We start from the raw sequence: 13,268 nt of genomic DNA, 5'->3' as shown, positions 1-13,268 counted from the left end.
CCCGCAACAGCGCGGTGAAGACACCAAAATCATGCTTGCACCAAAATCATGCACGGACAAAGGTGACTGTGGTGCCGGGTAGAAGCAGCGCCGGCGGGCGGCGCTCGGCATCCCACACCGACAGTTCCGTCGTTCCGATCAACTGCCAGCCGCCCGGGGAGCTACGCGGGTAGACGCCCGAGAACGGTCCGGCCAACCCGACTGCACCGGCCGGGACCTGCCTGCGCGGGTCCGATCGACGTGGAACTTCGAGCTTTCTCTCGTTGCTGGTCAGATACGCGAAGCCGGGGGCGAAACCGATGAACGCGACGGTCCACGACGCAGCCGTGTGAGCGTCGATCACACCGTCGACCCCGAGGCCGGTCAGCTTGCCCACCTCTACGAGATCGGGGCCGTCGTAGCGGACCGGAATCTCGACGGCAGGCCGCCCACTCTCGTCAGCTGTGAGTTCGATCGGTACGGCCCCACGTACCCATTTCTCCACCAGTTGGTGCGCGGTGATCGTGTTGTCGTACTCGATCAAGATGGTTCGCGCCGCGGGAATCAGGTCGATCACTCCGGGGATCCGACTGGCGTCGAGAGCCCTGAAGTTGCCCAGCACACTCGGCAGTTCGTCGTACTCGACGAGGACTGCGGATTCACCGACGGGCAGGATCGCGATCATGTGAACGGCGTGATCTCGACGTCGGAAGATTCGAGGAGAGCGCGGATTGCCACGGCCATGTCGACGGCTGCCGGACTGTCACCGTGCACGCACACCGATGCGGCAGCGACTTTCAACGTGCTCCCGTCGACTGCGTCCAACTCGCCGTCGACGACCATTCGCCGAACCCGCTCTGCAACAAGTGTCGGGTCCTGCAGAACGGCGCCCGACTCGGTGCGGGGGACCAGGGTGCCTTCCGCCGTGTACGCACGATCGGCAAAAGCCTCGGCGACCACGTCGAGACCGGCCTCGCGCGCCTCTTCCAGAAACACCGAACCCGGTAGTCCGAGAACAGGTAGCGAACTGTCATAGGCAACGACGGCGGCGACCACTGCCCGCGCCTGCCGTCGGTGATGGACTATTGCGTTGTAGAGCGCGCCGTGGGGTTTGACGTACGTGACCCGCGATCCGGCGACACGGGCCAAACCGTCGAGTGCCCCTATTTGATAAATGACGTCGGCGGTGAGGTCTTTCGGGGACATGTCGATGAAGCGTCGGCCGAAACCGGCGAGGTCTCGGTAACCCACCTGCGCGCCGATCCGCACGCCTCGGGTGGCTGCGGATTCGCAAGTCGCCAACAGCGTTGTCGGGTCGCCGGCATGGAATCCGCAGGCGATGTTCGCGCTGGTGACAAGTTCGAGCATGGCGTCGTCGTCGCCCAGGGTCCAGGCTCCGAAGCCCTCGCCGAGGTCGCTGTTCAGATCAACGCTGTAACCCATACCTCGATTCTAGGTAGGTATGGGCTCTCGGTGTTCAGGCGTGCGCCGGAATCCGTCCGGCATTCTTGCGACGTGCGGATCCGAAGAGTCGGCATATCAGGTAGATCACGAACGAGACCGAGGTGACGAAACTCGAGACGGGAACGCCGGGGGCCAGCGAGAGAAGGATGCCGCCGACGGCTGCCAGTTCGGCGAACACGACGGAGAGGATCGTGGCCTTGAGTGGGCTTGCCGTGACGTACGCGGCGGCCGCTGCGGGGGTGATCAGCAGCGACATCACCAGCAGAGCACCGACGATCTGTACGCCGAGTGCTGCGGTGATGCCGACCAACACTGCGAACACGATCGACAGTGCCCGGACCGGAACACCGCGAGCTGCAGCAACTTCGGGGTCGGTGCTTGCGAACAGCAAAGGGCGGTAGATGAATCCGAGTGTGCCGATCACGATGACCGCGCACAGCAGCAGAAGTTCGAGACCGCTGTTTCCCGGCGCCACGATCTGTCCGACCAACAACGAGAAGCTGGTTCCCGTGCGACCGTCGTACGCCCAGAGGAACAACACCGACAGGCCGAGGCCGAAAGCCATGATCACGCCGATCACCGAATCTCGGTCGCGCGCTTTGGCTCCGAGCAGTCCGAACAGCACTGCCGCGACCACGGATCCGACGATGGCACCGAAGCCGACGCCCACACCGACGAGAAGTGCGGCAGATGCGCCCGTCAGTGACAGCTCACTCGTTCCGTGCACCGAGAACGACATCTGACGGCTCACGATCAGCGGCCCGATGATGCCGGCCAACAATCCGAGGATAGCACCGGCAATCAACGCCTGTTGGACGAAGTCGTACTGCAGTAGGTCGACGGTGGCGGACACGTCGAACATCCGCGACATCGCGTCGGTGAACTTGTTACTCACTGGTGGTGATCCTCATCAGAATGGTGAACGCCTTCTCCCGGGCGTAGTCCGCCTGCGCTGCCGAGCGCGTCGATGGCGTCTCCGGTGCCGATCACGACGAGGCGGCCACGAACCTGCAACACTTCGACGTCGGTGTTGTACAGATCCGAGAGAACCTCGGACGTCATCACTTCGGCCGGCGTCCCGATCCGGAATTTACCGTCCACCAGATAGAGCACTCGATCCACCAACGGCAGGATCGGATTGATCTCGTGCGTCACGAACAGCACCGCGGTGTCGTGGCTGCGCCGCCGCTTGTCGATCAGCGTCGAGACCAGGTGCTGGTTGGCGAGGTCGAGGCTGAGCAGCGGCTCGTCGCACAACAGTATCCGCGGGTCGCCGACCAAAGCCTGTGCGATCCGCAGTCGCTGCTGCTCACCGCCGGACATGGAACCGATGGGAGCGTCGGCGAACGACTGGGCGCTGACCTGTGCGATGGCGTCGTCGACGATCTTGCGGCGACGACCCCGACGCAGTAGGCCCGTACCCCACTGGTGACCGTCGACGCCGAGGCCGACCAGGTCGCGGCCGCGGAGCGGGAGGCCGTCGTCGATCGATTTCTGCTGCGGGATGTACCCGACGTGTGAGTTCCCGGCCCGTGCCGGCGTGCCGACGATCTGTGCACTACCGCCGCTGAGTTGTAGTTGGCCCAGCAGAATCTTCAGGAGCGAGGTCTTGCCCGACCCGTTCGGCCCGAGTACGGCGATGAACTCACCTGGCTGTACCTCGAGATCGAGCCCGTCCCACAATGTGCGGGCGCCGAAGGACAATCGAGCGTCCTTCAGCGTCACAGCGGGCACGGAGGCCTCTGAAGGCGCGGTGTTACCAGAAGGCACGGTGTTACCAGGGGGCACAGGAGTATTCGCGGAAGTTTCTGTCACAAGCCGATCGGTTCTTCTCGGAAATGGTGGGGCAAATAATTACTGGGCAGAGAGGGCGTTTGCGAGCGACTCCGCGGTCTGCGTCTGCCACTGAATGTAGTCCAGGCCCTCGGGGAGAGTCTCCGTAACCTCGACGACGGGCACTCCGGCGGTTTCGGCTGTGGTGCGCATGTCCTGGGTCACTTTGTCCTGCGTCTGGATGTTGTAGACCAGTGCGCGGGCCTGCTTCTCCGAGAGGAGTTGGCGGGTTGCGGCGATTGCGGCCGGTGACGGATCGTTGCCGTCTTCGATGGCGCTGGTGAACTCCTCGGGAGTTGCGTCCTTCAGTTCAGCTGCGACCAGGAGGTAGTGCGCGATCGGCTCGGTCTGAGCCACCGGTGCGCCCGCGTGGGCAGCGGCGATGGAATCGGTGATCGCTGTGACGCCGGCGAGCTTCTGGCTGTATGCCTTCGCGTTGTCCTCGTAGGTCGCCGCGTTGTCCGGATCGAGAGCGCTCAGCTGATCGGCCACCGAATGTGCGACGGCGTCGACGGTCGGGATGTCGAACCAGACGTGTTCGTTGACTGCGCCGTGGGTGTGACCGTCATGCGATTCGCCCGCGGTTTCGCCGGCGTGGATGCCGCCGTCGAGCAGGTTGTAGGCGTTGACCGTCTTCTGCTCGCCCTTGCCTGCGTCGAGGACGTCGGTGATGAACTGGTCGTAGCCGCCACCGTTGTAGACGACGAGCGATGCGTCGGTGATCTTGGCGGCATCGGCGGGAGTCGCCTCGAACGAGTGCGGGTCCGCGGACGGCTCGTTGATGATCGACGTCACGGTCAGCTTGTCGCCGGCGACGGCCTGCGCGACGTCGCCCCACACGTTCGTCGATGCGACGACGGTGATGCCGTCGTCCTTCGAGGAGGTTGAGCTGCACGCGGTGAGCGCGAATGCTGCGGCGACCGAGACGGCCGCGAGGGCGGTGGCGGTGCGGAATTTCGACGACGAACGCACGTGCTTTTCTCCTGAACAAAGGCTGGGCTAAATGCTATTGGAAACCGTTACCGTTACACATTAGCGCATAGTCGCTGGTAGTTCACCTTCGGTTCAGCCCCAACGCGCCGTCTGCGGGCACTACGGCTAACGTCCGTTTATGCCCCGGTCCCGTCAGCCACGCCGTCAAGCCACTTTGGCGTCGCTTGCCGCCGAGCTCAATGTGTCGAGAACTACAGTCTCGAACGCGTACAACCGACCCGATCAGCTCTCCGTCGAGCTGCGGGATCGAGTGCTCCAAGCGGCCAAGCGACGCGGATACCCCGGACCTGATCCGGTCGCCCGCTCCTTGCGAACTCGCAAAGCCGGCGCCGTCGGTCTCCTGCTTACCGAAGCACTCAGTTATTCGTTCCGTGACCCGGCCGCCATGAGCTTCCTTGCCGGTCTCTCGGAATCATGTGAGGACGCCGGCCAGGGCTTGCTGCTCATCCCGGCCGGGCCCGGCCGCGACGAGGTGGATGCTGCAGCCGTGGTCCAGCAGGCGGGCGTCGACGGCTTTGTCGTCTACTCCGTGGCCGACGACGACCCGTATCTTGCCGCGGTGCTCGAGCGTCACATTCCGATCGTCGTCTGCGACCAGCCCCGCGAGATTCCCGGTGCATCCCTCGTGGGCATCGACGACCGCGCTGCCATGCGCAAGGTCGCCGACTACCTCATCGGGCTCGGCCACCGCGACATCGGCGTGCTCTGCATGAGGCTGGGGCGCGACCGGATGGACGGCGTCGTCAGCCAGGAACGACTCAAGTCCCCACACTTCCACGTCCAGCGTGAGCGGATCGAAGGAGTGCGCGACGCGATGGTGGCGTCCGACATGGACCCACTCTCACTCACCGTGATCGAGCGGTACGTCCACACATCGCAGTCCGGGCACTCGGCGGCGGCGGAAGCTCTCGCGACCAACCCCGAGATCACCGCACTGGTCTGCACCACCGACGTGCTGGCTCTCGGCGCCTTGGACTGGGCGCGCTGGCAGGGCATAGATGTACCTGGCCAACTGTCGATCACCGGATTCGACGGCGTCGACGAGGCGCTGCGCGAATCACTGACAACGGTGCGCCAGCCCCAGGAAGAGAAGGGCCGGCGCGCCGGTGCGCTCCTGATGTCGCCGTCCGGATCCGGCGTTCCGATAGTCGAGATGCTCGACACCGAACTACTGGCCGGGCGAACATCAGGTCGGATCAAGGGGTAGCGCTCACGCCAGGAGTTGGGCGCAGCGCAACAAGCCCAGATGGCTGTACGCCTGGGGGTGGTTGCCCAGCGAGCGTTCCGCGATGGGGTCGTACTCCTCCGCGAGCAGTCCGGTAGGACCCGCTGCCGCGACCAACTGATCGAACAGTGCCTCTGCTTGCAGGCGTTGCCCGATCAGCAGGTAGGCCTCGACGAGCCAGGCGGCACAGAGATGAAATCCACCTTCGATGCCGGGCAGGCCGTCGTCATGATGGTAGCGGTATACCGTTGAGCCGCTGCGTAGTTCGGCCTCGGTGGCTACGACGGTCGCTGCAAAGCGCGGATCCGTCGGATCGATCAGCCCCGACAGTCCGATGTGCAGAGTCGCCGCGTCGAGATCGGTGCCGTCGTAGGCCGCGGTGTACGACTGGACGTCGTCCTTCCAGCCTTTGTGTCGTACTTCGTCGGCGATCTGGTCACGCAGTTCCGCCCATTCCGGCAGAGCCTCGCGAGAAAAGCGGGTCGCAAGATCGACGGCGCGGTCGACGGTGACCCAGCCCATAACCTTGGAATAGACGTGGTGGCGCGGGTTGTCGCGAATTTCCCAGATGCCGTGATCGGGTTCGAACCAGCGCCGCTGCACTGCTTCGACCATGGCGCACACCAGTTCCCAGTCGCGGTCGCTCAAAGGATCGGGATCACCGGCCTTTTCGCGTGCATTCGCCAGTTCGACGATGAGCTCGACGATCGGGCCGAACACGTCCAGTTGAACCTGCTGATTCGCGGCGTTTCCGACGCGGACCGGCCGGGAGCCGGCGTATCCGGGGAGTGAATCGATGACGGCCTCTGGCGGTAGCGAAGTCCCGTAGAGCGTGTAGAGGGGGTGCAGGCGCTCGGGTCCCGGCAGTGTTTCGAGCACGCGGTGGACCCAGTCCAGGTAGTTCTCGGCCTCGTCGGTGGATCCGACGCTCACGAGAGCTGTTGCGGTGAGGGCGGCGTCGCGCAACCAGCAATAGCGGTAGTCCCAGTTGCGGACTCCGCCGATCTCTTCCGGCAGGGACGTCGTCGCGGCAGCCATGATGGAACCGGAATCGGCGTGGACCAGCCCGCGCAAGGTCAGTGCAGAGCGTTTCATCAAGTCCGGCTTCAGCTTCGGGAGTTCGAGCGTCTTGGCCCAATCGGACCAGTAGGCCTCCGAGGTCGCTCGACGCTCGAGCTCCGGAACGTCGGACGGGCCGATTTCTTCTGTTCCGCAGCGCAATTCGAGGACGACGTCACCCTTGGACGGCTCGACGATGGCGTGGGCGGTCTGCTGGTTTCCGTCGGTGGCGATGTTCCACAGCACACCGGGGGAGCGGAGCACGTACGGCTCGTTGGTGCCGAGGACCCGAATGCCCTCGTCGACGACCTCGAGCGTGACCTGACCCTGGCCGAACTCGGGACGGGGTGCAAACGAGACGATCGCGTCGGCCTGACCGGAAATGATGCGGGTCAGGTCGGTTCGTCCCTGTGGGACGTCATGGGGGAGGTAGTCGGTGACGGACAGGCTCGCCCAGCGGGTCTGAACTGTCATCGTGCTGTCGATGTACTTCTGGCTCAGCGGCAAGGCTGTGCGTCGAGGCCCGACCGAGAAGTGGCCGGCCCCGGTTCCGCCGAGAAGGTGTGCGAAGACGGCCGCTGAATCCGGTTCCGGGTGACACAACCAGGTCAGCGTCGCATCCGGGGTCACCAAAGCGACGGTGCGCGGACTGGCGAGCATCGAGAGCCGCTCGATGGGCGGAGCGTCGGCGCCGGAAAGCCACGTACGACGCTCGTCGAGCAGGAACGCCAGAGCAGCAGCGACGTCCTCGGTGCTGTCGACGCGATAGTCGGCGACGGTGTCCCCGCTGCCGACCTTGATTCCGATGTCCGGCCCCTGAAGCCTGCTGAACGCCTTTTCGTCGGTCACGTCGTCGCCGATGAAGACGGCAGCGGTTGCGCCGTCCTGATGGCGAATCAAGTCGAGTGCGTGCCCCTTGTCGGTGGCGATGACAGCCAACTCGACCACCGATTTGCCCTCGGTGACCTGAACGCCTGGCCAGAGTGCCGATTCGGTGCGGACGGCGATGAGCGCCTTCTCGGCGTCGTCGGCACTGGTGTTGCGTACGTGCAGTGCAACGCTGGCGGGCTTCTTCTCCACCGTTGCCCCAGGGGTGTCGGCGGCGATTCGGCCCAACTCGGTGACGATCTCGTCGAGCAGTTTCCTGGCGTCGGCGTCGATCGCGTGAACGAATCCGATGTCGAACTCGGAGCCGTGGCTGCCGACCAATTGCACTTCGGCGGGAAGTCGGGACAGCGCAGCCAGATCCTTGAGGGCGCGGCCCGAGATCACGGCAGCCGTCGTCGACGCGAGGCTGGCGAGAGAGCGAAGCGCACGCACCGTTTCCGCCCGGGGATACGCCTTGTCCGGGTTGGCGACGATGGGTGCCATCGTCCCGTCGTAGTCGGAGGCTACGAGCAGACGCGGCGTGCGTGCCACGCCTGACAGCGCTCGGCGGAGTTCGATGGACAGATCTTGTGCGCTCACCTCTTCAAATCTAGGTGATGCAGCGACTCCTGGCTCGATACGTTTCCGGCCGATCAGTGCAAAAATGACAGATGCGACAAAGGATGTCTATTCGGGTTTCCGAGTTCCGTCACCGAGCAGCAGTTCAACCGTCAATTCCAGTCGATTGGCGACATCGGTAGCCGAAGAGCGTCGCGTGAGCCATGCCACCAAATTGGACAGCCACACATCGGAGATCACGCGCGCGATCGCCAACTGCTCTTCGGTTGGCTCCTCTTCGGTCATCGCTCGTGCGAAGAGGCGGTCCATCAACTGGCCCACCTGATCGACCTCGGCCGCTGCGGAGGCGTCGGCGAACATGAACGCGCGAGTCATCGCTTCGGTGAGGAGCGGATCGCGCTGCATCGCGCGGGTGATGAGGCTGAGGATCAGCTGCATCCGCTCGAGCGGACTGGTTCCAGGCGGGATCTTGCCCTTGGAATCGATCTTCTCGAATTCGCGTGCCAGGGCGGACACCAGTAGGTGAACCTTGGACGGGAAGTAGCGATAGAGCGTTCCGACTGCGACGTCGGCACGCTCGGCCACGGCGCGCATCTGAACAGCCTCGTAGCCCCCCTTGGACGCCAAGGCGAGTGTTGCGTCGAGAATCCGCTTGCGGCGTTCACGTTGCGCGTTGGAGCTGAGATCGTCGTCCCCGAGCGTTGCAGAAGCAACCGCGTTGGAGCGGGATCGGGATGTTGTGGTCATCGACAAATTCCTTCGCGCCTTGACTCTTGGCCAGGTGTCATATTAGAACACGTTCTAAACAATTGTGTCACTTATCGAGAGGCGGGAACCAGTTGTGACAATCGCCACGACCGATGAACAGCGGGCGGTCCAGGAATCGATAGAGGCCTGGGCTCGCTCGGCCACGCCGATGGACATGGTACGCCGTGGACCAGCAGTTTCGTGGCGGGAGAAATGGTCCGAGTTCGCGTCTCTCGGGATATTTTCGGTCGCCGTTCCCGAAGCGGTAGGCGGAGCCGGGGCCGAAATCGTCGATCTCGCAGCAATGCTCGAGCAGGCGGCAATCGAACTCGTGCCGGGTCCTGTTCTCACGACTGCACTCGCAGCTCTGGTGGTGGGGCGTAGTTCGTCGCCCGCTGCCAAGCGATGGTCCGAAACGCTCGCCGACGGTGCGCTGCCGTGTGCCGTCGTATTGGACGAAAGTCCAGTTGCGGCAACGGCGAATGCGTCCGGCGGCATCGAGCTTCATGGCGAAGGAGGTTACGCCTGGGGCGGCGATTCAGGCGTATCGGTACTCGTGTCGGCGGGCGTCGTGTCCGAAGACGAAGGCTCGCGTGTCGTCTGGGCTCTCGTCGACGGAGACAGCGAAGGCGTGACCTACGAAGCGGTCGACACGATCGACAAGTCGCGACCACTGGCGCGAGTCTCCTTCGATCGAGTGACGGTCGATGCCGACCGAATCCTCGATGACATTGCGCCAGGATCGGTTTCCGACCTAGCGGCGGTACTGGGGGCTGCCGAAGCTGCCGGAATTGCGGCGTGGAGCCTGCGTACTGCGGTGGAGTACGCGAAGATTCGCGAACAATTCGGAAAGCCCATCGGCTCGTTCCAGGCGATCAAACACATCTGCGCCGAAATGCTGTGTCGCGTAGAGAATGCCGGAGCCGTCGCCTGGGATGGTGCGGTCGCTGCCGAGTCGGGCGACGAACTTCCGATCGCCGCAGCAGTGGCCGCCGCGGTGTCGCTGGATGCCGCTGTCGACACGGCAAAGGACTGCATTCAAGTGCTCGGCGGCATCGGATTCACCTGGGAGCACGAGGCGCACTTCTACCTTCGTCGAGCACTATCGCTCCGGCAGATTCTGGGCGGATCGTCTCATTGGCGCGCACGCGTCGCGGAATTGACGATCGGCGGCGCACGGCGTCACCTTCAGATCGACTTGAGTGAGCTCGAATCCGACCGGTCCGAAATTCGCGAAGAGGTAGCGCAATTGGTGGCGCTGCCCGAATCCGAGCAGCGCAACGCGTTGGCCGAATCGGGCTACCTTGCGCCGCACTGGCCCAAGCCGTACGGCCGGGGCGCCAAGGCCGCGCAACAGATTCTGATCGAAGAAGAGTTGGCGGCCGTCGGTATCGGCCGACCCGATCTGGTGATCGGCTGGTGGGCAGTGCCGACCATCCTCGAGCACGGCAGTGCGGAGCAGATCGAAAGATTTGCGACTCCGACGCTCAAGGGCGAGATCACCTGGTGCCAGCTCTTCAGTGAACCCGGCGCAGGTTCGGATCTTGCGGCACTGCGCACGACCGCGGAAAAGGTCGACGGCGGTTGGAAGCTGAACGGCCAGAAAGTCTGGACTTCGCTTGCGCGTGAAGCTGACTGGGCCATCTGCCTCGCCAGGACCGATCGCGAGGTTCCCAAACACAAGGGCATCACGTACTTCCTTCTCGACATGAAGACGGCTGGGATTCGAATCTCGCCGCTGCGCGAGATCACCGGAGATGCCCTGTTCAACGAAGTCTTCCTCGACGACGTCTTCGTCCCGGACGAGTGCGTCGTCGGCCAGCTCGGTGGAGGCTGGAAACTGGCCCGAACGACCCTCGCCAACGAGCGGGTCGCAATGAGCGGTGGCTCTTCGCTCGGCGGTGCGATGGAGGAATTGCTCGAGCTGGCCGGCGACCCCGATCCTGTGGTGGCAGACAAGCTCGGTGGGCTGATCGGAACCGCCATGGTGGGCTCACTGCTGGAATTGCGCACGACACTGCGGCAATTGGACGGTCAGGATCCGGGTCCGGCGTCGAGCGTCCGCAAGCTGGTGGGCGTGCGCCAGCGTCAGAATGTCGCAGAGTTCGCCATGGAATTGGGTGGCCCGGCCGGATGGGTGGAGGGTCCGCTCTCGCGTGAGTTCCTCAACACGCGATGCCTGTCGATTGCCGGCGGAACCACGCAGATTCTGTTGACCGTCGCCGCGGAGAGAATTCTGGGCCTGCCCCGTGATTAGACGGCGTGAGTAGAGGCCTTTAGAAATGTCCACGTTGGTGATACAACTAGAACACGTTCTACATCAGAGACAGGATTGCCAGCGTGGACTTCACTCCCGATGAAACCCAGGAAGCGGTAGCCGAGGTGGCTACCGCGCTCCTTGCCCGCGAACTGGAGCCGGACGCGCTCTGGGCGGCATTCGCCGATGCCGACCTGCTCACGTTGGCCCTGCCCGAGCGTCTGGGCGGCGAGGGACTCTCCGTCGCCGACGTCGGTTCCCTCCTCGTCGAGGTCGGCCGGGCCGCTGCTCCAATTCCGGCTCTCGCAACCCTCGGCTTCGGTGTACTCCCCATAGTCGCTCTGGGGACCGACGCTCAACAGGAAGAATTGCTCACCGGAGTCGGCGCCGGACGGGTGTTCACCGCGGCGCTCGGTGAGCCGGGTCAGCAGTTCCCGGCACAGCCGTCGACCACCGCCCATCAGTCGGGCGACTGGTATCGCGTCAGCGGGACGGTGCTTGCCGTGCCTTTCGCGGCGAGCGCACACAGAATTCTTGTGCCCACCGACGCCGGAGTCGTTCTCGTCGATCCGACCGCCGCCGGCGTCGCATTGACGCCGACTCCCAGTGCGTCCGGCAGTCCCGAGTTCGCAGTCACCATGGACGAGGCAGTCGGTGAACTTCTCGGTGCCGGCGAGGAAGCCGTCCAGACGCTGTACCGGATCGCCACGGCAAGCATCGGAGCCGTTGCAGACGGTTTGGTGTCCGGTGCCGTCGATCTCACTGCGGCGCATGTCGGCTCGCGTGAGCAATTCGGTAAGCCGCTCGCCACGTTCCAGGCAGTCTCACAACAGATAGCCGACGCGTACGTCACCTCCCGGACCCTTCATGTCGCGGCGTTGTCGGCGTCCTGGCGCGTGTCGGAGGGCCTGGACGCCCAGTCGGACCTCGACGTCATGGCGTACTGGATCGCCCAAGAAGTGCCTGCCATGATGCAGGTGCTTCACCACCTGCACGGTGGTCTGGGCGTCGACGTCACGTATCCACTTCATCGTTACTACTCGACTGCAAAAGACCTGGCACGCCTGCTCGGCGGTGCTTCGCAGCGACTCGACCTCGTGGGGGCCCGGTGTTCATCGATCTGACCGACAGTCAGCGCGCATTGCAAGCTGAACTTCGACGCTACTTCTCGACGCTGATCTCGCCCGAAGAGGCCAAGATCATGCGCGTGGAGCGGCATGGCCCTACCTATCGCGAGGTCATCCGTCGTATGGGCAAGGACGGCTGGCTCGGCGTCGGCTGGCCGGTGGAGTTCGGCGGACGTGGGTTCGGTGAAGTCGAGCAGCAGATTTTTGTCAACGAGGCTGTGCGGGCGGATGTCCCACTGCCTTCGGTGACTTTGCAGACCGTCGGTCCGACCCTGCAGAAGTACGGCAGCGAGGAGCAGAAGCAGAAATTCCTGCCCGCGATCCTCGCCGGTGAAGTGCACTTCGCGATCGGCTACACCGAACCGGAAGCCGGCACCGACCTTGCAGCACTGCGCACTTCGGCGGCACGAAATGGTGACGAGTACGTCGTCAACGGCCAGAAGATTTTCACCACCGGCGGGCATGACGCCGATTACGTGTGGCTCGCCGTGCGGACAGGGTCTGCCGATTCAAGGCACCGCGGCATCTCCATCCTGATCATGGACACCAAAGATCCCGGCTACACCTGGACCCCGATCATCACCTGCGACGGTGCGCATCACGTCAACGCCACCTACTACGAGGACGTTCGCGTTCCGGCGAACATGCTTGTGGGTGAGGAGAATCAGGGCTGGCGCTTGATCACGACGCAGCTCAACCACGAACGCGTCATGCTCGGTCCGGCAGGTCGTGTCGCAGGGATTTACGACCACGTCTTCGATTGGGCCAAGCGTGAAAACCTGCTTGATCACGTTGACGTACGGCGCGCGCTCGGCGAAATTCATGCGACGTACCGCCTCAACGAACTGCTCAACTGGCAAGTGGCGTCGAGTGATTCGGATTCGGTGGATATCGCCGACGCTTCGGCAACCAAAGTGTTTGCGACCGAGCGTATCCAGCGGGTCGGTCGACTGGCGGAAGAGATCGTCGGGCGGTACGGAAATCCGATCGATCCCGAAACTGCTGATCTCATGGAGTGGTTGGACATGCAGATCAAGCGCAACCTGGTGATCACCTTCGGCGGTGGAGTCAACGAGGTGATGCGCGAACTGATTGCGACCGCCGGCCTGAAGCTTCCTCGCGTTCCGAGATAGGAAAC

The 13,268-nt window shown here is 63.8% G+C and carries 11 protein-coding genes; 4 read left to right on the top strand and 7 right to left on the bottom strand.

Annotation, left to right across the window (positions count from 1 at the left end; all coding sequences use genetic code 11):
• Positions 1-46: 46 nt before the first annotated feature.
• The 5 genes from pxpB to ASU23_RS29295 form a co-directional block, all read right to left on the bottom strand.
• On the bottom strand, positions 47-664 hold the full coding sequence (gene pxpB / locus ASU23_RS29315) for a 5-oxoprolinase subunit PxpB (protein WP_082661494.1): 618 nt from the start codon (positions 662-664) through the stop codon (positions 47-49).
• A complete protein-coding gene (locus tag ASU23_RS29310) occupies positions 661-1,422 on the bottom strand; it encodes a LamB/YcsF family protein (RefSeq protein WP_058039247.1) in 762 nt (253 codons plus the stop codon). The genes pxpB and ASU23_RS29310 overlap by 4 nt, the downstream gene beginning before the upstream one ends.
• A gap of 34 nt (positions 1,423-1,456) precedes the next feature.
• A complete protein-coding gene (locus ASU23_RS29305; RefSeq protein ID WP_003945811.1) occupies positions 1,457-2,338 on the bottom strand; it encodes a metal ABC transporter permease in 882 nt (293 codons plus the stop codon).
• Positions 2,335-3,213: a metal ABC transporter ATP-binding protein gene (locus tag ASU23_RS29300; RefSeq protein WP_050657006.1), complete on the bottom strand. Its 879-nt coding sequence runs from the start codon at positions 3,211-3,213 to the stop codon at positions 2,335-2,337. Before ASU23_RS29300 ends, ASU23_RS29305 begins: the two co-directional genes overlap by 4 nt.
• An 84-nt stretch (positions 3,214-3,297) precedes the next feature.
• Positions 3,298-4,248 carry a zinc ABC transporter substrate-binding protein gene (locus tag ASU23_RS29295; protein WP_042920537.1) on the bottom strand — a complete coding sequence of 317 codons (951 nt, stop codon included), beginning with the start codon at positions 4,246-4,248 and terminating at the stop codon, positions 3,298-3,300.
• 139 nt (positions 4,249-4,387) lie between these two features.
• Here ASU23_RS29295 and ASU23_RS29290 point away from each other — a divergent pair, with 139 nt between their 5' ends.
• Positions 4,388-5,476, top strand: coding sequence for a LacI family DNA-binding transcriptional regulator (locus ASU23_RS29290; protein WP_007733995.1), 1,089 nt, complete (start codon positions 4,388-4,390; stop codon positions 5,474-5,476).
• 3 nt (positions 5,477-5,479) lie between these two features.
• Here ASU23_RS29290 and otsB read toward each other — a convergent pair whose 3' ends face one another.
• Entirely contained in the window at positions 5,480-8,020 is a 2,541-nt protein-coding gene (gene otsB, locus ASU23_RS29285; RefSeq protein WP_003945932.1) for a trehalose-phosphatase, read from the bottom strand.
• An 87-nt stretch (positions 8,021-8,107) separates the two neighbouring features.
• The gene (gene kstR, locus ASU23_RS29280; protein WP_003945752.1) at positions 8,108-8,746 is read right to left on the bottom strand and encodes a cholesterol catabolism transcriptional regulator KstR; all 639 of its coding nucleotides are present in this window, start codon (positions 8,744-8,746) and stop codon (positions 8,108-8,110) included.
• 94 nt (positions 8,747-8,840) lie between these two features.
• On the opposite strand from kstR, the gene ASU23_RS29275 reads away from it, so the two are divergent.
• The 3 genes from ASU23_RS29275 to ASU23_RS29265 all read left to right on the top strand — a co-directional run bounded on the left by ASU23_RS29275 (position 8,841) and on the right by ASU23_RS29265 (position 13,263).
• Complete coding sequence (locus ASU23_RS29275; RefSeq protein ID WP_042920534.1) at positions 8,841-11,003, top strand: acyl-CoA dehydrogenase; 2,163 nt, start codon at positions 8,841-8,843, stop codon at positions 11,001-11,003.
• 83 nt (positions 11,004-11,086) lie between these two features.
• Entirely contained in the window at positions 11,087-12,127 is a 1,041-nt protein-coding gene (locus tag ASU23_RS29270) for an acyl-CoA dehydrogenase family protein (RefSeq protein WP_058039246.1), read from the top strand.
• A complete protein-coding gene (locus tag ASU23_RS29265) occupies positions 12,112-13,263 on the top strand; it encodes an acyl-CoA dehydrogenase family protein (protein ID WP_007734012.1) in 1,152 nt (383 codons plus the stop codon). Before ASU23_RS29270 ends, ASU23_RS29265 begins: the two co-directional genes overlap by 16 nt.
• Positions 13,264-13,268 lie beyond the last annotated feature (5 nt).

It is taken from the genome of Rhodococcus sp. KB6 (assembly GCF_001445685.1).
In the GTDB taxonomy this organism is placed as follows: domain Bacteria; phylum Actinomycetota; class Actinomycetes; order Mycobacteriales; family Mycobacteriaceae; genus Rhodococcus_F; species Rhodococcus_F qingshengii.
This window is presented reverse-complemented; position numbering and strand designations above follow the sequence as displayed.

Coding starts and splice junctions, on each gene's coding strand:
- kstR (WP_003945752.1), bottom strand. CDS start 8,746: ATGACCACAACATCCCGATCCCGCTCCAACGCGGTTGCTTCTGCAACG.
- pxpB (WP_082661494.1), bottom strand. CDS start 664: ATGATCGCGATCCTGCCCGTCGGTGAATCCGCAGTCCTCGTCGAGTAC.
- ASU23_RS29290 (WP_007733995.1), top strand. CDS start 4,388: ATGCCCCGGTCCCGTCAGCCACGCCGTCAAGCCACTTTGGCGTCGCTT.
- ASU23_RS29310 (WP_058039247.1), bottom strand. CDS start 1,422: ATGGGTTACAGCGTTGATCTGAACAGCGACCTCGGCGAGGGCTTCGGA.